Genomic DNA, 22,181 nt, shown 5'->3' with positions numbered 1-22,181 from the left:
CAGTTATTCTGTCTCTTCTTTAAACCCGAGAAACAGTGTAGCTATAAAAGCAGAGACGGCCGCGGCCAAAAAACCGATCATATAATGAACGAAATTGGCGGCACCGAACGGCAGCACGATTGAAATCATCGGAATGCCTGTCAGCCCGTAGGAATTCGACACCACATGTACCGCAACCACGTATGCTCCGCCAATCGCGCCGCCGATGGCAGCTCCGATAAAAGGCCGGATCAATTTGACATTTACTCCGAATACAATCGGCTCCACAATGCCTAAAAACGCGGTCAGGGAAGCGGGGAGCGCAATTTTTTTCAGGCTTGATTGTTTCGTTTTGAAGAAGACCGCAAGTCCCGCTCCGCCTTGGGCCACATTCGCCATCGACCATATCGGCACTAAAAAGTTCACACCGACATGCGGGTCAGCAAGCAATGTTGCTTCGATCGCATAAAAGCTATGATGCAAGCCAGATAGAACGATAGTAGAGTAGATGCCTCCGAATAGGGCGCCTGCGGCAATGCCAGCGTGATCATAAATATAAACAATCGACTGTGTCATGATCTGGCCGATGATGGACGCGGCGGGATTCATGACAATCAGCGCGAGGAACCCAGTCATCAAGATCGTAGTAAAGGGAATGATAACGACATCAAGCGACTTCGGCACGATCGACTTTAATAGCTTCTCGATTCGTCTCATGACATAAACGGAAAAAAGAATCGGTATAATGGAGCCTTGATAGCCCATCATTGGAATATGTAGCCCCCATATGTCTAAAGAAGCGGGGGTTTTGCTGCCGAGCATAGACGGGTCCAGAAGATCGGGATGCGTCAGAAGCCCCGCTATCACTGCCCCTAAATAGGGATTGCTGCCAAATTGCCGTGCGGCACTGAAGCCGACCAAAATCGGCAGCAAAATAAAGGCTGTGCTGGACACGAGGTCGAGCATTTTGATCCAAGGGCTTCCGGCTGCGAACCAGTGAAACACTTTAATCATGCCAATCAATCCCATGAGCAGGCCGCTTGCGGTTATGGCCGGAATGATCGGCACAAAAATATCGGACAGCGTTTTTGCAAAAGCTGCGACAGGGTTCAGCTTCCGGCTGGAGCTTTTCTGTTGGCCAGGCTCTTCAGATGGCGCGTTCTCCCACACGTGAATGAGTTCTTTATATATTTTGTTGACGACGCCTGCTCCAAAGATAATCTGGAATAACCCATATCGGAAAAAGGTGCCCTGCACACCTTGCAGCTGTTTAATGGCATGTATATCGATTTTCGTCTCGTCTTTTACCTCAAAACGAAGACGGGTCGTACAATGACTGATGCTGATAATATTGCTTTTTCCTCCTATGAGGACCAACAATTCGTTTGCAATCTCTTTTTGCAATCAATCAAAACCTCCTTTGCTGAAAAAAGTCGGCTTGTTCATCCTATCAAATGAAAAGTTGACAATCAAAATGAAAAAAGTGAGAAATACCGGCTCAAAATGACAAAACGAGCAGGGACAACAAAAAATGCCCGCGTCGGTGACGGAGCATGAAAAAAGGATAGGGGTTGTCCATGGCGCCGTTATAAGCCCAACACGAAAAGAAGGGTTAAAATGCCCTGTTTATTAGGCACTAATACTCCCTTTGCATCATTGGGTCTTGCCTGCTGACCAGTCACAATCCCTCCATATGTGGTGATAACTGTAATAACGTTCATTTTATGCTGTTCATGACTGGATATCAATAGTAGGAAAAGCCTGTGCGGCGAATGGGAAAAAGGTTGTGTGTGATGTTCTTTAGAATGGAAAAAGCCTGTCAGGCCTAGAATGAGAGGCTGACAGGCTTTTTTGGCTACCTTTTCGGTTTAACGGCATTCAGCCGTTTTTGCAGTTTTGTTTTTTCATTGGATTTTTGTAATTGATTCACTGCAGACTGAGCGGATGTCTTTGCTTTTTTCGTTTTGTCTTTTTCCGCTTTCTTCACTTTGTCTTTAGCGGTTTTAACCTTTTTTGTTTCGGCTGTTGCCACTTTTTTCTTCACTTTGTCTAACCGTTTTTGCAATGACGTTTTGTCCTTGCCTGATTGAAGCTGATTGACGGCTGATTGCGCTTTTGCCGCATTGGTGTGAGTTGATTTCTTTTCTGCTGCAGATACGGATTGCTTCGCCGTTTTCAAATTGTTGTTTTTTACTTTGGCAAGGCGTTTCTGCAGGGACGTTTTTTCTGAACCTGCCGGCAGCTTGCTGACGGCTGATTGTGCGCTGTTAACATCTGTTTTCTTTTTGCTTTTTTCCGCCTTCGCCACTTTTTCTTTCGCCTGTTTTGATGCGATATAGCGTTTTACTTGGTCTAAGCGTTTTTGCAGGTTCTTTTTGTCAGTTCCATTCGGCAGCTTGTTAATGGCAGCTTGTGCTGTATCAACGGTTTGCTGTGTTTTATATTTTTCAGCTTTTACGACTTTATCTTTCGCGTCTTTTACATTTCTGAATGACTGTACTTTATCCAGTCTTTTTTGCAGGGCTGTTTTGGCGTCAGAATCCGGCAGCTGGCTGACGAGTTCTCTCGCTTTGTTGATATCGGCTTGCGTTTTTGTTTGTTCCGCTTTCTTCACCGCTTGCTGTGCGGCAGCATACGCAGAATCTGCTTCCTGCGATTTAAACTGGATGAACCCATAGCCAAATTGTTGATCGCGGCCTGCGGTTCCAAGATCAACGACATGTTTTTGCATAGCTGCGCGAAGCTGCACGTTTGTCTCGGCAGGATGACGCTGCTGTAACAAGGCAAACATGGCAGCGGCGTGCGGTGTCGCTTGGGAAGTTCCGCTTCCTGTCGCATAAAATTGGTTTAAGTACGTGCTCGTGATGTTGGTTCCCGGCGCTGAAAATTCAACTTCATCTCCAGTTGTAGAGAATCCGGCAAGCTGATTCTTTTCGTTTGTTGCTGAAACAGCCACGACACTGCTGTATGCCGCCGGATAGTTCACTGGCTTGCCATTCCCGTCGTTACCGCTGGCCGCGACAAGCAGAATGCCTTGTTCATATGCTTTGTCCATGGCATCATGAAGGATTTGGCTGTCTGATGTCGTGCCAAGGCTCATATTGACGATGTCCATCCCGTGTGAGATCGACCAGTCGATTCCTTGGAGAAGGCTTTGTAGATCGCCCGAACCGTTCTGATCAAGCGCTTTAACCGCGTATATTTGGGCTTCCGGTGCGATGCCGTCAATTCCGTAGCCATTATGCTTGGCGCCGATAATCCCAGCGACATGTGTTCCGTGGCCGTTATCATCTTTGTAAGAAGAGGTGTAACTGGCAGCTGAATACCCGCCGGCAATCGACAGGTCTTCGTGGGGGGAAATCCCGCTGTCAATGACTGCGATTTTGACACCTTTGCCGGTTAGTCCTTCCTTCCAAGCCTGCTTCACTTGTATGGGTTCAAGGTTCCATTGTTCAAAGTTTTCAGTATCCTCAGTGCCGTCTGTCAGCACTTTGAAATCCGTGCTGCCTGCTGCGGTGAATGAGACATTGTTTTCCACATACAAAATATCAGGATCTTGTTTTAATTCTTTCACTGTCTCCTGATCTGCTGTGACGGCTACAGCCGGAAGATGCTTATACTGCTGTTCAACCTCAGCATCGCTGTCAAGGACGGTTTCCTTGCCGGCTTTGTTTTTATAAACCACAATAACTTCTTTCCCGCTGCTGTTTTGCGCATGCGCGAAAGGGCTTATGGCGAGAAAACTGAAAAACAGAGTGACTGATATGGCAAGCTTGCACGACACGTTTTTCATGATTCTTCTCCTTCTTTCTATGATGTTTGATATATATATCGGAGAAAAAAGAGAGTTTAATAGTTAGGAGGAAAAATTTTTTCATTGACAAGACTGTTCAGCAGAATGCAGTTTTTTTCCGCAGGAAAAGGAAATTTTCCAAATGAATTTGTAAGCGTTTTCAAAATAAGATAAAGAAAACATTGCGAAGGTTGTTTACAAAGCAATGAAAAAAGGGGGCTTTTCAGATGAGCGCATTCACTCGGGTGATGGAAGAAAAAATCATGCCTGTCGCCGGGAAAATTGCCGGGCAGCGGCATCTCAGCGCTTTGCGTGACGGCATAATCCTGACCATGCCGCTGATTATTATCGGGTCTGTCTTTCTAATTTTAACGAGCCTGCCGATTCCCGGTTATGCTGATTTCATGGCGAGTGTGTTTGGAGATCAGTGGGCCGATAAACTCGGTTATCCCGTTAATGCTTCGTTTGATATTATGGCGATGATCGCCGCATTTGGAATCGCCTATCGGCTGGCGGAGAGCTATGGTGTCGATGCGCTGTCGGCCGGCGCGATATCAATCGCCGCATTTCTGTTGGCAACGCCGTTTGAGGTGCCGTTTACGCCGAATGGCTCAACGGAATCCATCATGGTCGGGGGCGGAATCCCGATCACACTGCTTGGCAGCAAGGGTTTATTTGTCGCCATGCTGATTGCTTTGTTTTCGACTGAAATCTATCGGTACATTATTCAAAAGAATATCGTCTTCAAAATGCCAGACGGCGTGCCGCCGGCGGTAAGCAAATCATTTGTCGCGCTGATTCCCGGCTTTATCATTGTATTTCTCGTGTGGCTGGCGCGTCTACTGATTGAAATGACGCCTTTTCAGAGCCTGCACAATGTCGTAGGAGACTTGCTTGGCACACCGCTTTCCATCCTTGGAGGCAGTCTCGGCGGAAGCTTGATCGCTGAATTTGTGCAGATGCTGCTTTGGTCGTGCGGGATTCACGGAGCTTCCATCATTGGCGGAATTATGGCGCCGATTTGGTATGGCGCGATGGATGCCAACCGTCTCGCGTTTCAGGCGGGCGAGGCGCTGCCGAGTATTTTTACGACTCAGTTTTTTCAAATTTGGATCAATGTCGGCGGAAGCGGGGCGACGCTGGCGCTTGTCCTGACGATGCTTGTGCGCTCCCGTAGCAAACAAATGAAGCAGCTTGGCCGACTAGGGATTGGCCCTGCGCTATTTAATATCAACGAGCCAATCATTTTCGGCATGCCGATTGTCATGAACCCGCTCCTCATCGTTCCATTCATCATTGCGCCGCTCCTCACGATTACCGCAACCTATATCGGCATGAGCACAGGGCTGGTGGCAAGGCCGGCGGGAATCGCCGTACCATGGACGATGCCGCCGCTCATATCAGGCTACCTGGCGACAGGCGGAAAAGTGTCCGGAGCCGTTATGCAGCTGGTGAATCTTGTGATCACCTGTGCTATCTACTATCCGTTTTTCAGAATATGGGACCATCAAAAATGGCGGGAAGAGAGTGCGGGTGAATCTTGAGATAATGTGTGTTGTTAAAGCTAATCAGCCTGGGCCGTTGGGATGATTAGCTTCTTTCAATTAAAAGCGGATGTTAGAATATGTAAAGGGGGTGCGTAATGCTAGAATACATATGGTTCGATGACGAATCACCAATCTTAAAACAAATACCAGCAGAATATACATCAGCAGCTATTTTATTTTCTCCTTTTATTCAAATGCCTGAAGGATGGGAGAAAGAAAAGAGAAAAAATGAGTATGAACATATCTATCCAAATGATGAGGAAGTAAGGGAAAAAGGCAAAGCCGTGTCATGGAAGAAGGTCAAGTCCTCTTGCGGCTTTCAAACAAATGCCGAGCTGGCGTTGGCTTTAATGACGTCGATAGGCGCCTTAAGGGATGAGTGCGGGAGAGAGGATTTGGCTGAAGTTTTACATGGGAATATAAATGAAGGCCTCTTTTATCCCAGTGAGGACCATATTTCAAATTTTCATATTTCCAGTTTGGTAGAAGTGTTTCGTTCGAACGGGGCCAATCAGTTTTATTACTCAGAACCAATTATAGAAAACAGTGGCTTTCTGGAGATAACTGAGACTAACTTACAGACAGTTCTTGATGATGCCGCCGCAGAGCTCATGTTGACTGATAAAAAAATGGATTTTGTGTTGATGAGTGTATATGACTCCTTCATTACTGTCTTTTTAGCGAAAGGTGGAAACATCAATGAGTTGGTTCAGCGTATGGGCTGGGAAGCCATGATTTGCGATGAGGGCACACATATCAGTTGGTATAGATGAAAAAAGAACGTACACCACAAAATGTACGTTCTTTATTTTTACCGCTGAAAGAACTCAATCCACTCACCATCAGGACCTTCGATATAGAAATAACGATACCCGTTTGGGAGTGTTGTGATCTCTTCGTCGATGAATGTCGCGTTCATTCTTTCCGCTTTTGTATATTCAGCCGCGATGTCATCCGTCAGCAGGGCTATGTGGTGCACTTTTCCTTCGGCCGGAAGCTCGCTGCTGTAGCCTTGAATCAGTTCGATCTCTGTTTCCGGGCCGTCTTCAAAGCCGAGAAAAGCAAGCTCGATTACACCGTTCGTGTGTGTGATGCGATCCTTTAATTTCATGCCGAGGACCTCTTCATAAAATGTGATGGACGCGTTGATATCTCTTACCATAATGCCTGTATGGTCAATTCGTTTTGCCATGCTGCTCCTCCTCGTAACTCTTATTTGTCTATCGTAGAAAAACCTTTCCTTTCTGTCAATGCAGACATCTTGGCGTTTTGTGGTACGATAAGAGAAAGCAAACAGAAAGAGGACGAACACACATGAAGCTACTCACCCTAAAAAAAGCACACACTGCAAAAATCAAAAAAGGCTACCCCCTCATCGAAAAGGAAGCGCTCGCAGGGAGTGCGGGGCACGTGAAAGAAGGAGACCTCGTTGATATCGTATCTGAGAGCGGGGAGTTTCTCGCGCGTGGTTATTACGGCCTGCAAAACAAAGGGGTCGGCTGGACGCTTACCCGCAATAAACAAGAACAGATTGACCAAGCATTTTTTCTCAGCAAATTATCCAAAGCGGTCCAAGCACGCGCCAATCTATTCGTGGCCCAAGATACAACGGCTTTTCGCATGTTCAATGGGGAGGGCGACGGTATCGGCGGTGTCACGATCGACTATTATGGCGGCTACCTGCTGGTTCAATGGTACAGCAAAGGCATTTACGCCTTTAAAGACATGCTGATTTCCGCTTTGGATGAGCTTGATCTTGATTATCAAGCGATTTACGAGAAAAAACGCTTCGACACGGCTGGACAATACGTCGAAGATGATGACTTCGTGAAAGGAAAAAGAGGCGAATTTCCGATCATCATTCAGGAAAACGGCATCCAATACGCGGTCGATTTGAATGAAGGCGCCATGACGGGAATCTTTTTGGATCAGAGACATGTGCGCAAGGCGATCAGAGACCGATACGCAAACGGAAAAACCGTCTTAAACACGTTTTCTTATACGGGTGCATTCTCCGTGGCAGCGGCGCTTGGCGGAGCGGAGAAAACAACGAGCGTGGACGTGGCAAACCGGAGCCTGGCCAAAACGATCGAGCAATTCAGCGTGAACAAGCTCGATTACGAGGCACACGACATAAAAGTGATGGACGTATTTAACTATTTTTCGTATGCGGCGAAAAAGAATCTGCGTTTTGATCTGATTATTCTAGACCCGCCTTCCTTTGCGCGCACAAAAAAACGCACCTTCAGCGCGGCCAAAGATTATAAAAATCTTCTGAAGGAAACGATCGCCATTACAGCTGACAAGGGCGTCATCGTTGCTTCCACAAACAGCAGCGCCTTCGGCATGAAGAAATTCAAAAGCTTCATCGACGCAGCCTTTAAAGAAACCAATGAACGCTACACAATCATTGAGGAATTTACGCTGCCGGAGGATTTTAAAACGATTTCGGCGTTTCCGGAAGGCAACTACCTAAAAGTGGTCTTTCTGCAGAAAAAATAAAGCGAAAAGCTGCCCTGTTCAGGGGGCAGCTTTTTTATGTAGAAATGATCTGCTGGACGCGGCCGATGCGGCCATCTTCAAGACGTACCTTAATGCCGTGTGGATGAAAGCTCGACTTCGTCAAAATATCCTTCACTGTCCCTCTCGTCAGTTTTCCTGTTTTTTGATCTGCTTTCAATACAATATCTACCTGTAATCCTTTTGAAATGCTGCTTCGTTGTTGTCCGTTCATCACGCTCATCCTTTCTTTTTATTCATTATCGTCATTATGTTTTAAAAGTAACAGCCGGCTGATGAAGTGTGTGTTTGTTTTTTTCAGCCTTCATTAAATAGAATGTCAGCCCAAAGCCTGCTATGCCCAGAATACCAAAAAGCAAGTAGACTGCGAAGATCGACACGTAATCAAAAATATACCCGCCCGCAAAGGTGCAAAACCAGTTGCCGAATCCGTTGCCGATGGCCGCATACATGGTCAGCGCCGTCGCTTCAACGTGGCTTGGGGTGATTTTTTTCACGTATTGAAGCGCAGCCGGGATAAATAAACCGATAGCCACTCCCTGAAGAAAGACCGTCGCATAAATGATCCATAATGAAGGCGCTGTGAAATAGAGCGCCCACCTGAATAAAGAGACCCCGCCTGACAGCATAATGACGTTGAGCAGCCCCATTTTATCTATAAATGTTTGGGCGAATCGCATAAATGGAATTTCCGAGATCACGCCGATAAAAAATAAAAGGCCGATAGCGGAAAGTGACGCGCCGCTTTTGTCCAGAAATAGACTGAAATACGTATTGTTCGCTAAATTTGGAGCAAATGTCGTAAAGGTGATGATCATAAAGATGAGGAACGTTTTGTTGCTGATAAGCTCCCGGCATCCTTTGCGGATATTGACCTTTGTTTTTGTTTTCTGCTGGCCGGGCATTTGTGAGGCCAATATGGCGGCAATGCACAGAAAGGCACATCCAAAAATAAAAATGACGTGAATGGGGTACAGTTGATTCGTCACCTGGCCCATGACAAACACCGCGACGCCGAAGCCGAGAGAACCAAACAGGCGGATTCCGCCGTAGTTGCCGTTTGTTTTTAGTGTGTACCGTAGTGAAATGCTGTCCGATAATGGAATAATCGTGCTTTGAAAGGCTGCAAAACAAGCCGCAACCAAAATAAACAGGGAAAAGCCGTCAAATGCAAGATAGCCTAATCCAATGATGCCCGTGATTGCTGTGCAGATCGCCAGCAGACCCTTTGTTTTTTGCGTATAGTCGCTCAGCATGCCCCAAAACGGCTGAAAGAAAATCATCACAATCGGGCCGAGTGACATGATCAAGCCGACCTGTGAGCCGCTTAACTGCTGTTCTTTTGTTAAATACATGCTGAGTAAGGGAATGATGCTGCCTGTGCCGAGAAAAGCAAACAAATAGTATCCTTTTAACGCGGCATAATGCCGTCTCACCTGCAAGTTGTGCATGGGGTGCCTCCTTTAGTATCCACAAATTACATTATATTGTAATCTGCCAGCTTTTCAATAAGGAGCAGCACATAAAAAAACTGCCCTGAGAGGACAGTTTTCTTACATAAATGATAGTAAAAACGGCGCCGCGCAAAGCGTCATAATCGCAGCTAAGATCATCGACACGCTGGAAATCGTGCCGGACACAGAGCTGAGCTCAAATGCTTTTGATGTTCCCGCTCCGTGCGCGCTTGTGCCGAGCAGCACGCCCCGCGCAATTTCGTTATCAATGCGGAAATAGCGGATGACCATCGGGCCGATCACTGTGCCTAACAGCGCGGTCAAAATCACAAACACGGCTGTGACGGCAGGCATTCCGCCGATCATTTCAGATACGTTCATAGCGATCGGCGTGGTCACTGATCTTGGAACAAGGCTGTCGATTAAGCCGGTGCCGAGGTGAAGCCATTTCGCAATAAGAGCAGTTGAAATAATAGCAATGCATGAGCCGACGGCTACGTTCAAAATAATTTCCACTGCGTATTTCTTCAAAACAGGGAAATATTTATATAGCGGGATCGCAAAAGCTACGGTGGCCGGCTGTAGCATATCGGTCAGCAATTCGCCGCCGAGATTATAGGACTCGTACGGGACATTCACGAGCAGCAGCAGACCGACTAACACAGCGGGCGTTACCAATAGCGGCGACGTATAGACACGCGGAAAGCGTTGATATACCTTTTTTGCTCCTATATACACCAAGACCGTTAAAAACAAACTTACAATTCCGATGAACACGTATGCTTTTTCTCCTTTCTTTTTGCAATGATTTGTGTAAGCGTTCCTGTAGACACCATCACGACAAACGTGCTGATGATGACAACAAGCAGAATGCTGACACCAAATTTCGACATAATGTCTCCGTATTCAATCACTCCGACGGCAGATGGGATAAAAAATAAAAGCAGCTCCCCGAGAAGCCACGCCGCGCCAAGCTCTATCCATTCAAGCTTGATAATGTTAAAGTGTAATAATGTGAAAAGAATCACAATCCCAATTATACTGCCGGGAATATTTATATGAAGAAGGGCTGTCACCCAATTAATCAGCCGAGCAAATATAAATAACAGAGCGATTTGAATAACGGTTAGCAACAGTTTTTTCATATTGATGCCTCCCTTATATTCATATTGTACATAAGGTCTCGCTATAGGTAAAATATATATAAAGAATAATAAGTATTCCTTTTGTCTATAGAAAGGAGGAAGCACATGGACATCCGCCATTTAACATATTTTCTGGAAGTCGCCCGTTTAAAAAGCTTTACGAAGGCTTCTCAATCTCTCTATGTGTCGCAGCCGACGATATCAAAAATGATCAAAAATTTAGAAGAGGAGCTCGGGATTGAACTGTTTTACCGTAACGGCAGGCAGGTGGAACTGACTGACGCCGGCCATAGCATGTATGTGCAGGCGCAGGAAATTATTAAATCATTTCAAAATCTGACGTCAGAATTAAATGATATTATGGAGGTCAAGAAAGGGCACGTACGAATTGGACTGCCCCCGATGATTGGATCGGGATTTTTCCCGAGAGTGCTCGGCGATTTCCGTGAAAACTATCCGAATGTCACCTTTCAGCTGGTGGAAGACGGTTCTATAAAAGTCCAAGAAGGTGTAGGGGACGGTTCACTTGATATCGGCGTTGTGGTTCTTCCCGCAAATGAAGACATCTTTCATTCGTTTACAATCGTAAAAGAAACCTTAATGCTTGTCGTTCACCCTTCCCATCGGCTGGCAGATGAAAAAGAGTGCGGGCTGCTTGAACTGAAGGACGAGCCTTTTATTTTCTTCAGGGAGGATTTTGTCCTGCATAATCGAATTATGACGGAATGTATCCGGGCCGGATTTCGGCCTCATATCATTTATGAAACCTCACAATGGGATTTTATCAGTGAGATGGTGTCAGCTAACCTTGGGATCGGGCTTTTGCCGGAACGAATCTGCCGCGGGCTTGACCCGGAAAAAGTGAAGGTCATTCCGCTTGTCGATCCGGTCATCCCCTGGCACCTCGCTATTATTTGGAGAAAGGACCGCTACTTGTCCTTTGCGGCCAGAGCCTGGCTTGAACATACGAAATCGTATTTATGGGACCCGAAAAAAGAGAGTAAAGGATGATGCAAACATGGATGCACAATCAGCAGCAAAATGTCTAACCGCTGTCCGCCAGCAGAGCCCTCTGGTGCATAGCATAACCAATAATGTCGTAACGAATTTTACAGCAAACGGCCTGCTCGCCCTCGGCGCATCACCTGTGATGGCGTACGCGAAAGAAGAGGTGGCCGACATGGCGAAGATGGCGGGTGCGCTTGTTTTAAATATCGGAACGCTGAGCAAGGAATCAGTCGAAGCGATGATCATTGCGGGAAAATCAGCCAATGAACATGGCGTCCCTGTCATTCTTGATCCTGTCGGCGCTGGAGCAACACCATTCCGCACGGAATCAGCGCGTGACATCATTCGTGAGGTACGCCTCTCAGCGATCAGAGGAAACGCGGCGGAAATTGCCCATACCGTTGGCGTGACCGATTGGCTGATCAAAGGTGTTGATGCGGGAGACGGGGGAGGCGATGCCATCCGGCTGGCCCAGCAGGTGGCGCAAAAGCTCAACACGGTCATTGCGATTACTGGTGCAGTCGATGTCATAGCCGACTCATCAACCGTATATACCCTCCATAACGGCCATAAGCTGCTGACGAAAGTGACAGGCGCCGGGTGTCTGCTGACTTCTGTTGTCGGAGCGTTTTGCGCTGTGGAAGAAAATCCATTGTTTGCCGCTATCGCTGCCATTTCTTCATACGGGGTCGCAGCCCAGCTTGCCGCACAAGAGACAGCTGACAAAGGTCCGGGGAGCTTTCAGATTGAATTGCTAAACAAGCTTTCATCTGTTACTGAACAAGACGTCCAAGAATTGGCGACAATAGAAAGGGTGATTCTCTGATGACACGTATTTCTCGGGAAATGATGAAAGAGTTATTGTCTGTTTACTTCATTATGGGATCAAACAATACGAATGCCGATCCTGTCACTGTTGTACAAAAAGCGTTAAAAGGCGGCGCCACGCTGTTCCAGTTTCGTGAAAAGGGAGGGGACGCGCTGACAGGGGAGGCGCGGCTTACATTCGCTAAAAGCGTGCAGGAAGCTTGTCGTGAAGCCGGTGTTCCTTTCATTGTCAATGATGACGTAGAGCTGGCTCTGAAACTGAAGGCTGACGGAATCCACATCGGCCAGGAAGACGCTAACGCAAAAGAGGTGAGAGACGCCATAGGCGATATGATTCTTGGCGTTTCCACCCATACAATGCCTGAGGTGAAGCAGGCTGAAGAAGATGGGGCGGACTATGTCGGACTCGGGCCCGTTTATCCGACAGAAACGAAAAAGGATACGAGAGCTGTGCAAGGCGTATCTCTCATCGAAGCGGTTCGCCGCCAAGGCATCGGCATTCCGATTGTCGGCATCGGCGGCATCACAATCGAAAATGCCGCATCTGTTATCCAAGCGGGGGCTGACGGTGTCAGTATGATCAGCGCCATCAGTCAGGCGGAGGATCCAGAGGGTGCCGCGCGCCAGTTTTATGAGGACATTCAAACGTATAAAAAGGGCAAATAAGCATGATCCCATCTGAAGGCTGTCCGATAAAGGGCAGCTTTTTGCTGTTGTTTCAAATTTTCCGCCGCGGTGGTTTTGGTCCGTAAATACGACCGTGAAGTCGATGCAGATAGCCATTTCGGGAGGATCGAAAAGGGAACAGCTGAAAAAGAACTGACCGTTTCATTGAATCAATGGCAGTACCAGAACAACATGGAGCAGGCGCGAACGGAGCCGGCATTTCGAATATCACTAGAGAAAAGGAGCGCAACTCAGGAATGATATGAGTTGAGCTGATGGCGATGGCGAATCTTGAAGGCTCCCAAGCTGTATATCAAACAGTAACAAGCGCGCTTGTGAAAGATCACTCTGACCTGACGGGAAAACTGGATACGGAATTCAGCGAATTTGAAGTTTTAATGGCAAAATACAAAACAAATGATCAGTTCTATACGTCTTATGATACATTAAGTGAAGATCCAATCAGAGAGCTGAGCACAAAGCTGACGACTCTTCCTGAAACGATGTCGGAGATTGCGAATGTGCTATAAAAGGAGTTTTGTCACAGCATGAGCGATGAACAAAAAAAGCCAGAACAAATTCAGAGAAGGGACTTTTTAAAATGGGGAGCGATGGCAGGCGCGGCAGTTGCAATCGGCGCCAGCGGACTCGGCGGTTTTGCTCCGCTAGTTCAAACTGCTGCTAAGTCATCAAAAAAGGATGAACAAGAGGAGGAGCAGGTTGTCCCGTTTTACGGAAACCATCAGGCCGGTATCACAACTGCCCATCAGACGTATGTCTATTTTGCCGCGCTGGATGTAACAGCAAAAAAGAAGAGCGACATCATTACATTATTCAAAAATTGGACAAGTCTGACACAAATGCTAATGTCTGGAAATAAAATGTCGGCTGAGCAGAAAAATCAATCTCTGCCGCCGCAGGATACAGGTGAATCTGCTGATTTATCCCCTTCCAACTTAACGGTTACATTCGGATTCGGGCCTGGCTTTTTTGAAAAAGACGGAAAGGACCGCTTCGGGCTGAAAAGCATAAAGCCGAATCACCTTGCCGCTCTTCCCGCGATGCCGAATGACAATCTTGATCAAAAGCAGGGAGGCGGGGACATCTGCATCCAAGTATGCGCGGACGATGAACAAGTGGCGTTTCACGCGCTGAGAAATCTGTTGAATCAAGCGACCGGCACCTGTGAGGTCCGCTTTGTGAATAAAGGCTTTTTAAGCGGAGGAAAAAATGGAGAAACGCCGCGAAATCTCTTTGGGTTTAAAGATGGAACAGGCAACCAGAGCACGAAAGATGACACCTTGATGAACTCGATCGTGTGGATTCAGTCCGGTGAGCCTGACTGGATGACGGGCGGCACCTATATGGCCTTTCGGAAAATCAAAATGTTCCTTGAGAAATGGGACCGCTCTTCCCTCAAGGAACAAGAGGATACCTTCGGGCGCATAAAAAGCTCGGGGGCGCCTTTCGGCCAGAAAAAGGAAACAGATCCCGTGAAGCTGAATCAAATCCCGCCACATTCACACGTCAGCCTTTCGAAGTCTACGGGAAAACAAATATTGCGCAGAGCTTTCTCTTACACAGAAGGACTTGATCCGAAAACCGGCAATATGGATGCGGGTCTCCTGTTTATCTGTTTTCAAAAAAATCCCGACAATCAGTTTATCCCCATGCTGAAGGTTCTATCGGCAAAGGATGCATTAAATGAATATACGCAAACAATCGGTTCTGCATTATATGCATGCCCAGGCGGCTGCAAAAAAGGAGAATATATTGCCCAGCGTTTGCTGGAATCATAAAAGTAGCCTTTATCGGCTTCTTTTTTCAAAAAAATATTTGTAACTTTTATTGTTACAGGTTACAATCAACCTATTACGAGAGGAGCGTATTATGACAGTACACATTAAAGTTTATTCAGATTACGTCTGCCCATTTTGTTTCATTGGAAAAGCCGCTTTTGAAGAAGCGATAAAAGGCAAGGATGTTGACGTTGAGTGGATGCCATTTGAACTGCGCCCAAGCCCATCTCCCCAGCTTGACCCGGTCAATGATCCTTCCAAACAGTACATGTGGCGGACATCCATCCAGCCAATGGCGGACAAATTAGGAGTCGAGATCAATTTTCCAAATATCTCGCCTCATCCATATACACATCTGGCGTTTGAAGGTTTTCACTTTGCAAAGGAATACGAAAAAGGACATGAATATAACACCCGTGTCTTTCAGGCGTTTTTTCAAGAGGGCCAAAATATCGGAGACATTGATATCTTGACGAAGCTTGCCGAGGAAGTTGGGCTGGACGGAGACTCATTCAAATCCGCGCTGGAAGTCAGAACATATCAAGACGTGCAGAGCCAAGCCTTAAAGCACGCCTACGAAGAAGCTGACATCACAGCCGTCCCAACCTTTATCATTGGCGACACTGTGATCCCGGGTGCTGCCGGCAAGGACGTATTTGAAAAAGTGATTTCTGAGGAACAGCAGAAAAAGTAAGGGAAGCTCCCTATACAAGAGAGCTGAGGCTGTCGAGAGTACCTCGACAGCCTTTTTTGAATGTCAACCACACAAGCGGTTTTTCATTTACTCCCGTTCCATATGAATGCCGGTATGCGCCTTCACCTGAATTTCCGCAAACGTATCATCATCGACTGTTTTATCCGACGACAGCAGCGTTCCAAGCCACGCGCCAAGGAAGCCGAGCGGGATGGAAATAATGCCCGGATTAGAAAGCGGAATGAGCGGATCGCCGGTCAATATAGCACCTCCGGACGGGTCCCACACACTAGGGCTCATCGACACGAGCACTAGCGCGCTAATCAGGCCTGTCAGGCTGCCCCATAATGCGCCTGAGGCATTGAATCTCTTCCAGAAGACCGTAAACACAATCAGCGGGAGGTTTGCGCTTGCCGCCACCGCAAATGCAAGTGCGACAAGGAACGCCACATTTAAGGACTGTGCAAAAATCGCGAGGAGAATGGAGAGCACTGACACGGCGATAGAAGCCCATCTGGCCGCTTTCATCTGTTCTTTTTCAGTTGCTTCTCCCTTTCTGATGATCTGGCTGTAAATATCATGGGCAAACGCCGAGGCGGCAGACAGCACCAACCCTGTCACGACAGCTAAAATGGTAGCGAAGGCGATGGCTGACACAAATGCAAACAGAAAATCTCCCCCGAGCGCTTTCGCTAGAAGCGGAGCCGCCATATTTCCCGCTGAATCGGCCGCCGTAATCGCGTCAAAACCGACAAACGCAGCGGCGCCAAAACCGAGAAACACCGTCATAATGTAAAAGACACCGATAATCCATGTCGCTGACACAACAGATGTCCGGGCCGTCTTAGCATCTTTAACGGTATAAAACCGGATCAAAATATGCGGAAGGCCGGCGGTTCCCAGCACGAGTGCCAAATTTAACGACAGAGTCTCAAGCGGCACCTTGTATTTATTTCCTGGGTTTAAAAAATCAGCGCCAAGCGGAGTGGCCGTTTTCATCTGCTCAAACATGGTATTGAGGTTGAAGCCGAATTTCGAAAACACGATGATAGAAATCACGAGTGTGCCGGCCATCAGCAAAACGGCTTTAATAATTTGCACCCAGCTTGTCGCGATCATGCCGCCAAACACGACATAAATGGTCATCAGCACCCCGACGATGAGAACCGCTACGGTATAATCCAGCCCAAGCAGCAGTTTGATCAGCGCACCCGCCCCCACGAGCTGGGCGATCATATAAAAAGTAGAGATGGCGATGGTATTCAGCGCCGCGACGCCGCGGATCTTCTTTTCTTTAAAACGGGCCGCAATCATGTCCGCCATCGTATACTTCCCAAGATTCCGTAGCGGTTCCGCCACGATGTACAAGACTACGAGATAAGCGACCAGAAAACCGATGCTGTAAAAGAATCCGTCAAATCCATATAACGCAATCATTCCGGCAATCCCCAGAAACGAAGCTGCAGACATGTAGTCGCCGGCAATTGCCAGTCCATTCTGAACACCGGTGAGCCCGCCGCCAGCCGTATAAAACTCACTCGTCGTTTTCGTCTTCCTCGCGGCAAAATATGTGATGACAAGCGTCAGGCCGACGATGGCTAAAAATAATAGAAAAGCAGTCATGTTCATGTCTGTTCACCCCTCAGGTCCACCTTTAAAGCGCTTACATATCGATCGAAATGGGCTGCCCTACGGGAATACATCGTACTCAGGATCCAGGTCATGGCGAATTGGGCGATGGCAAACAGCCAAGCCCATGAAACAGCTCCAATGGCTGGCGCATTCAAAAAAGTGAAGTAAGACGTCAAAACAGGAAGTGAAAAATAAAAGACGAAAAAGAAAATCGCAGAAGGAACAATAAAGGCGCGTTTCTGCTTTAAAAAGGCTTGGAAAGACGGCGTTGCAGCAATCTGTTTGTAATCAGCTTTGTACATGGCTATCCTCCTTTTAGTGGTTAAACGTAAGCAAAAAGGTACACCAATAGGTATGTACTGAAAGTCTGGTTTATGCGTTGAAGAATATCTGGAGGATGAAAAAAGAAGGAAGCCGTGAAGGTATACGCAATGGCAGAAAGACAAGCGAAAGTTTTCCAGCTCGGCCGCGTATATACGAATTTGCTTTCAAAACCTCACCGAATAACGCTTGTTCTCGGCGAAGCTGCTGTTTACCAGAGCCTGGTTATGGAGGTTCGCATCACCTCTTAATAGCAATGCATGTGCCAAGAGGTGATTGCATCACCGGCTGTCTGTCGTATGGTAGCTGACACACCGTTTGTCCTCAAGCTCGGCGCAGCAATCGCTTTCGAATAGAGGATATGGTGAAAACTCAGGTCAGATGATAGAAAAGCCAGAGGTAATAGATCCGCCTGTTCGGATTAGTCTTGGCGGACGGTTTTTTTGTGATTGTTCTTTCTCAATGCTGTCTCAGATTCTAAAAACTGCCTCACATCATGAATGCCTAACCCTATGGATCTAGCTTCTTGCATTAACATATGCCAATCTTTGTCCAAATCTTTTTTAACATGAGTTTTCATAGTAACCTCCAATTGTATAAAATGTTTTCCTGCAACATGCGGGCAATAACACCAGCCGGCGCAATGATGAGGCGAGTACAACAAATTTCACACATAGTTGCTCGGTGTTCACAAACTGAAGGAAAAACCACCTACCTATTCCCTAAAAAAATTACTAATATAACCAATGAATCTTATTTATAATAATAAACAATTAAATACTGACTGGATAGTATGTAAATGAAAATAAATCATTTAGCCTATTAAAAATGACCCCAGAGAAACCGAATAGCATAGGCGTTCAAAGAAATAAATACCGCTAAAGATTGATCCGTTGTAAGATAAGGGTAATCATGCCGCCTGGAGAAAAATATGAAAAAAAACAAATTTAAAATGAAAAGAGAAGCAACATTTGAAAGTTTTATAGACGCTGGCTTGAACTTGTTGATTGACCGAGCGTATGATCCGGTTTCTGTAGAGGATATCAGCAGAGCAGCCGGGTACAGCAAAGGAGCGTTTTATGTCCACTTTGTCAGCAAGGAGGATTTTCTGCAGCATCTTCTCGAAAAACGCCAGATGAAAAAAAAGATCATCATCGGGTATCTTGATCAAATGGAGCGGGTTTCAGTGAAACCGCTGACATTGGACGAGGCTGCAAAACATGCCGCAGAACTGCTTTATTCCTATTACATAAATAAGCCGTCGTGGGATATTACCTCATTTGCCATGAATATGCCGACGTATAAAGTCGTTCAGAGATGCAAGGCCTATGTCCGGCTGTACGAATTGTGGGTCGAGGAAAATGCGTTATATATTAAGTGGCTGAAAGAGAGAAAGCTGATTGACGCCTGTATTGATCCGGGATATACGGCTAAAATAATATGTGCAGTGCTCGACGGAATCATTAAACAAGCATATGTATTGGGACAGCCCGCCACATTCCGCAGCTTTTTAGACGCACTCTCTGTTTTTTTTACTCTGGACAGAGAACATGTGAGGCCAAAAATGTTAAAAAGTTTTTCAGAAAGCGAGGAACATCAATGAAGTATAGAGAAATGATTATGTATATCATTATGGGGATTTTCACCACCATTGTGAACATCGCCAGCTTTTATATATTGGTAGAGATCATGAATATCGATTATAAAGCCGCCACTGTCGCCGCTTGGATTTTGTCCGTGCTGTTTGCTTACATCACGAATAAATTATATGTGTTTCAGCAAAAAACACATGACCTGCAGAGCTTGCTGAAGGAGCTCACAGCTTTTTTCAGCGTTCGGGTTCTGTCTCTCGGCATTGATTTAGGCATGATGATCATTCTTGTCGGCCAGTTCAATACAAATGAAACCTTGGCCAAAATACTCGATAACGCGGTCATTGTTGTCGTCAACTATGCTGCAAGCAAATGGCTCGTCTTTAAAAAGGCAAAAGAAGAAGGCGTGTGACAGGGACATCGTTTCACTTAAAAGATAAGGGGAAATAAAAAAATAAAACCATGAAAGGTGATTGCACATGCGGGAAGAGCTAAAGGGGATATATGCAAGTGTATTCGGAGAAAAAGAGGGGATACGGTTTTTTTTCGCACCTGGAAGAGTGAATCTGATTGGAGAACATACAGACTATAACGGCGGGCATGTGTTTCCATGCGCGCTGACAATGGGTACATATGCTGCTGTAGCAGAAAGAAAAGACGGTCTTGTCCGGATGTATTCTGACAACTTTAAAGAGGCAGGCATCAAGGAATGCAGCCTTGACGACATTCGCTATCAAAAAGAAGACGACTGGGCCAACTACCCGAAAGGCGTCATTTATGAATTTCAGCAAAGGGGCTATTCAATTCCCCATGGCTTTGACATCGTGTTTTCAGGGAATATCCCAAACGGGGCGGGGCTCTCGTCCTCCGCTTCGATTGAGCTGCTGATGGGAGTCGTGCTTCAAAGCTATTTTCACCCTGAAGTGGAGGCGCTTGAGCTTGTAAAAATGGCGCAGCATGCGGAAAACACATTTATCGGTGTCAATTGCGGGATTATGGACCAATTCGCGATCGGAATGGGCAAAAAACATCATGCGATGCTGCTGAACTGCGACACGCTGGATTATGAATATAGCAAACTCGATGTCTCAGGCCTCGCGCTTGTCATTGCGAACACGAACAAAAAAAGGACATTGGCAGACTCAAGCTATAATACGAGACGCCAAGAGTGCAATGACGCGTTGATTGATCTGCAAAAAGTGCTTGATATTGCCTCGCTGGGCGACATCAAGCCCGCTGAATTCGACGCGCATTCCAGCCTGATTCGAAATGAAACGAACAGACGCCGGGCAAAGCACGCCGTATATGAAAACCACCGGGCCATCAAGACGGCCGAGATGTTCAAAGAAAACAATGTAGATGAAATCGGGCGGTTAATGAAGGAATCCCACCTTTCATTGAAGGATAATTATGAAGTAACTTGCCCTGAACTTGATGAGCTTGTGTTTGCGGCGTGGGACCACGAAGGAGTCATCGGATCAAGAATGACGGGAGCGGGCTTCGGAGGCTGCACCATCAGCATTGTAAAGGATGCGTTTGTTGATGATTTTATCCAAAAGGTTGGAGACAGATATCAAGAAAAAACAGGTCTCAAAGCGGAATTTTATGTCGCTGATATCGGAGAGGGAGCGAGAGAACTAAAGGGGGAGTGACACATGAGTATCATTGAACATCTGGAACGGCTGCTAGAGTATGGCCTGGAACGAAAACTGATTTCGATCTGGGATCGGGAATATACGAGAAACCGTCTATATGAAGCGTTGGACATCAAACAACCCGAGCAGGTCTCCCGCACATGCATCAAGGAGGCCGAAAGCCTGCCGGACTTGCTTGCTCCCATTAACAAATGGGCGGAGGAAACCGGCCGAATGGAAGCGGATACAGACACGTACCGCGACTTGCTCAGCGCCAAGCTGATGGGATGTTTCGTACCTGCTCCATCCGAGGTCATTCGCAAGTTTGAAGAGACAAAAGCATTATACGGCCCAAAACAGGCGACAAAGGAATTCTATCAATATTCAGAGGATGTCTACTATATCCGGTCTGACAGGATCGCCAAAAATGTGCATTGGACGGTGCCGACCGAATATGGCGAACTGGAAATGACCATTAATCTATCAAAGCCTGAAAAAGACCCAAAAGCGATTGCCGCTGCAAAAGAGCAAACGCAGACGAATTACCCGATGTGTTTGCTGTGTAAAGAAAATGTCGGATTTGAGGGCAGCGTGAATCATCCAGCCCGCCAAAATCACAGAATCATTCCGGTTATCCTGAAAGGCGAAGAATGGTATTTGCAGTTTTCGCCATACGTCTATTATCCTGAGCATTGCATCGTCTTAAAGGGTGAACATGAACCGATGGAGATCAGCAGAAAAACATTTGAAAGGCTGCTGTCATTTCTCGGGCAATATCCGCATTACTTTATCGGATCAAATGCGGATCTGCCGATTGTCGGCGGCAGCATCCTGAGCCATGACCATTTCCAAGGCGGGGCACACGATTTTCCGATGGCGCGTGCGGAAGCGGAGGATGTATATGAATTACATGATCATCCCGGTGTGTCGTTGGGCTTAGTGAAGTGGCCGATGTCGGTTCTCAGGCTCCAAGGAGACAAACCGGATCATGTCGTTGGAGCCGCTGATCATATATTCCGCACATGGCAAACGTATTCAGATGAAAAAGCCGGCATAGCCGCTTATACAGACAGTACGCCCCATAATACGGTTACGCCGATTGCGCGGCGCAGGGGTGGCTTGTACGAACTCGATATCGTGCTAAGAAACAACCGGACGGATGAGGAGCATCCGTTAGGAATCTTTCATCCTCATCAGGACGTTCACCATATTAAAAAAGAAAATATCGGCCTGATTGAAGTCATGGGATTGGCGATATTGCCGGGCCGTTTACAGGAAGAAATGAAAGAAACGGCAGCGGCGCTGTGCTCTGCTGATCCGGAAACAGCCTTAAAACAAAATCCGCTAACGGCAAAGCATAAGGACTGGGCGCTTCGGCTGATGGAAAAAAGAACGATAACAAGAGAGAATGCCGATCAAGTGATAAAAGAAGAGCTTGGACATGTATTCGCTCGGATTCTTGAACACGCCGGTGTATTTAAACAAGCTCCGGAAGGAAAACAGGCCTTCAAAAGGTTTATTGATCATTTAGGCGTGAAACCAATCAAAAGCCTCAACCGCTAGGGTTGA

General features: G+C 46.7%; 23 protein-coding genes and 1 pseudogene. 14 read left to right on the top strand and 10 right to left on the bottom strand.

The window, feature by feature from the left end; genetic code table 11:
- Positions 1-3 precede the first annotated feature (3 nt).
- Together M1D98_RS18560 and M1D98_RS18555 are read right to left on the bottom strand one after the other, a co-directional pair.
- Positions 4-1,383, bottom strand: a complete 1,380-nt coding sequence (locus M1D98_RS18560; protein ID WP_456279837.1) for a sucrose-specific PTS transporter subunit IIBC — start codon at positions 1,381-1,383, stop codon at positions 4-6.
- Between the two features lie 451 nt (positions 1,384-1,834).
- On the bottom strand, positions 1,835-3,772 hold the full coding sequence (locus M1D98_RS18555) for a S8 family peptidase (RefSeq protein ID WP_121643554.1): 1,938 nt from the start codon (positions 3,770-3,772) through the stop codon (positions 1,835-1,837).
- A 227-nt stretch (positions 3,773-3,999) separates the two neighbouring features.
- On the opposite strand from M1D98_RS18555, the gene celB reads away from it, so the two are divergent.
- Positions 4,000-5,316, top strand: a complete 1,317-nt coding sequence (gene celB, locus M1D98_RS18550; RefSeq protein ID WP_039075091.1) for a PTS cellobiose transporter subunit IIC — start codon at positions 4,000-4,002, stop codon at positions 5,314-5,316.
- A 98-nt stretch (positions 5,317-5,414) separates the two neighbouring features.
- Positions 5,415-6,092, top strand: coding sequence for a DUF2711 family protein (locus tag M1D98_RS18545; RefSeq protein ID WP_121643553.1), 678 nt, complete (start codon positions 5,415-5,417; stop codon positions 6,090-6,092).
- A 38-nt stretch (positions 6,093-6,130) separates the two neighbouring features.
- On the opposite strand, the gene glxA is transcribed toward M1D98_RS18545, so the two are convergent.
- A complete protein-coding gene (gene glxA, locus M1D98_RS18540; protein WP_100739859.1) occupies positions 6,131-6,511 on the bottom strand; it encodes a glyoxalase GlxA in 381 nt (126 codons plus the stop codon).
- 122 nt (positions 6,512-6,633) lie between these two features.
- Between glxA and M1D98_RS18535 the strand changes: the two genes are divergently transcribed.
- Positions 6,634-7,821: a class I SAM-dependent rRNA methyltransferase gene (locus M1D98_RS18535; RefSeq protein ID WP_268522678.1), complete on the top strand. Its 1,188-nt coding sequence runs from the start codon at positions 6,634-6,636 to the stop codon at positions 7,819-7,821.
- 34 nt (positions 7,822-7,855) lie between these two features.
- On the opposite strand, the gene M1D98_RS18530 is transcribed toward M1D98_RS18535, so the two are convergent.
- The 4 genes from M1D98_RS18530 to M1D98_RS18515 form a co-directional block, all read right to left on the bottom strand.
- Positions 7,856-8,053 carry a YwbE family protein gene (locus tag M1D98_RS18530; RefSeq protein WP_039075095.1) on the bottom strand — a complete coding sequence of 66 codons (198 nt, stop codon included), beginning with the start codon at positions 8,051-8,053 and terminating at the stop codon, positions 7,856-7,858.
- 34 nt (positions 8,054-8,087) lie between these two features.
- The gene (locus M1D98_RS18525) at positions 8,088-9,290 is read right to left on the bottom strand and encodes an MFS transporter (protein WP_456279836.1); all 1,203 of its coding nucleotides are present in this window, start codon (positions 9,288-9,290) and stop codon (positions 8,088-8,090) included.
- A gap of 102 nt (positions 9,291-9,392) precedes the next feature.
- The gene (locus M1D98_RS18520; RefSeq protein ID WP_039075097.1) at positions 9,393-10,070 is read right to left on the bottom strand and encodes a CidB/LrgB family autolysis modulator; all 678 of its coding nucleotides are present in this window, start codon (positions 10,068-10,070) and stop codon (positions 9,393-9,395) included.
- Positions 10,052-10,438: a CidA/LrgA family holin-like protein gene (locus M1D98_RS18515; protein WP_015714922.1), complete on the bottom strand. Its 387-nt coding sequence runs from the start codon at positions 10,436-10,438 to the stop codon at positions 10,052-10,054. The genes M1D98_RS18520 and M1D98_RS18515 overlap by 19 nt, the downstream gene beginning before the upstream one ends.
- A 105-nt stretch (positions 10,439-10,543) precedes the next feature.
- Between M1D98_RS18515 and cidR the strand changes: the two genes are divergently transcribed.
- From cidR to M1D98_RS18485, 6 genes and pseudogenes are all read left to right on the top strand, one after another.
- The gene (gene cidR, locus M1D98_RS18510; protein ID WP_039075098.1) at positions 10,544-11,449 is read left to right on the top strand and encodes a cidABC operon transcriptional activator CidR; all 906 of its coding nucleotides are present in this window, start codon (positions 10,544-10,546) and stop codon (positions 11,447-11,449) included.
- A gap of 7 nt (positions 11,450-11,456) precedes the next feature.
- On the top strand, positions 11,457-12,272 hold the full coding sequence (gene thiM / locus M1D98_RS18505) for a hydroxyethylthiazole kinase (protein ID WP_456279835.1): 816 nt from the start codon (positions 11,457-11,459) through the stop codon (positions 12,270-12,272).
- Entirely contained in the window at positions 12,272-12,940 is a 669-nt protein-coding gene (gene thiE, locus M1D98_RS18500) for a thiamine phosphate synthase (protein WP_039075100.1), read from the top strand. Before thiM ends, thiE begins: the two co-directional genes overlap by 1 nt.
- A 179-nt stretch (positions 12,941-13,119) precedes the next feature.
- Positions 13,120-13,470 (top strand): annotated as a pseudogene (locus M1D98_RS18495) (Efem/EfeO family lipoprotein); the annotation flags it as partial.
- 18 nt (positions 13,471-13,488) lie between these two features.
- Complete coding sequence (gene efeB, locus M1D98_RS18490) at positions 13,489-14,739, top strand: iron uptake transporter deferrochelatase/peroxidase subunit (protein WP_456279834.1); 1,251 nt, start codon at positions 13,489-13,491, stop codon at positions 14,737-14,739.
- 91 nt (positions 14,740-14,830) lie between these two features.
- Entirely contained in the window at positions 14,831-15,433 is a 603-nt protein-coding gene (locus M1D98_RS18485; protein WP_121643546.1) for a DsbA family oxidoreductase, read from the top strand.
- A gap of 87 nt (positions 15,434-15,520) precedes the next feature.
- Here M1D98_RS18485 and M1D98_RS18480 read toward each other — a convergent pair whose 3' ends face one another.
- Complete coding sequence (locus M1D98_RS18480) at positions 15,521-17,062, bottom strand: solute symporter family protein (protein WP_456279833.1); 1,542 nt, start codon at positions 17,060-17,062, stop codon at positions 15,521-15,523.
- The gene (locus M1D98_RS18475) at positions 17,059-17,367 is read right to left on the bottom strand and encodes a DUF485 domain-containing protein (RefSeq protein WP_268558836.1); all 309 of its coding nucleotides are present in this window, start codon (positions 17,365-17,367) and stop codon (positions 17,059-17,061) included. Before M1D98_RS18475 ends, M1D98_RS18480 begins: the two co-directional genes overlap by 4 nt.
- 129 nt (positions 17,368-17,496) lie before the next feature.
- Here M1D98_RS18475 and M1D98_RS18470 point away from each other — a divergent pair, with 129 nt between their 5' ends.
- On the top strand, positions 17,497-17,637 hold the full coding sequence (locus M1D98_RS18470) for a hypothetical protein (RefSeq protein WP_162985568.1): 141 nt from the start codon (positions 17,497-17,499) through the stop codon (positions 17,635-17,637).
- Positions 17,638-17,807: 170 nt separating this feature from the next.
- Here M1D98_RS18470 and slrA read toward each other — a convergent pair whose 3' ends face one another.
- Positions 17,808-17,966 (bottom strand): transcriptional regulator SlrA, encoded by a 159-nt coding sequence (slrA, locus tag M1D98_RS18465; protein WP_121643543.1) that lies wholly within the window; start codon positions 17,964-17,966, stop codon positions 17,808-17,810.
- 351 nt (positions 17,967-18,317) lie between these two features.
- On the opposite strand from slrA, the gene M1D98_RS18460 reads away from it, so the two are divergent.
- The 4 genes from M1D98_RS18460 (at position 18,318) to galT (ending at position 22,175) form a co-directional block, all read left to right on the top strand.
- A complete protein-coding gene (locus M1D98_RS18460; RefSeq protein WP_121643542.1) occupies positions 18,318-18,989 on the top strand; it encodes a TetR/AcrR family transcriptional regulator in 672 nt (223 codons plus the stop codon).
- A gap of 17 nt (positions 18,990-19,006) precedes the next feature.
- Positions 19,007-19,390 carry a GtrA family protein gene (locus tag M1D98_RS18455; RefSeq protein WP_100739933.1) on the top strand — a complete coding sequence of 128 codons (384 nt, stop codon included), beginning with the start codon at positions 19,007-19,009 and terminating at the stop codon, positions 19,388-19,390.
- A gap of 67 nt (positions 19,391-19,457) precedes the next feature.
- The gene (locus tag M1D98_RS18450) at positions 19,458-20,630 is read left to right on the top strand and encodes a galactokinase (protein ID WP_456279832.1); all 1,173 of its coding nucleotides are present in this window, start codon (positions 19,458-19,460) and stop codon (positions 20,628-20,630) included.
- Positions 20,631-20,633: 3 nt separating this feature from the next.
- Positions 20,634-22,175 carry a UDP-glucose--hexose-1-phosphate uridylyltransferase gene (gene galT, locus M1D98_RS18445; RefSeq protein ID WP_456279831.1) on the top strand — a complete coding sequence of 514 codons (1,542 nt, stop codon included), beginning with the start codon at positions 20,634-20,636 and terminating at the stop codon, positions 22,173-22,175.
- Positions 22,176-22,181 lie beyond the last annotated feature (6 nt).

The organism is Bacillus sp. K7, from assembly GCF_053903245.1.
This window is presented reverse-complemented; position numbering and strand designations above follow the sequence as displayed.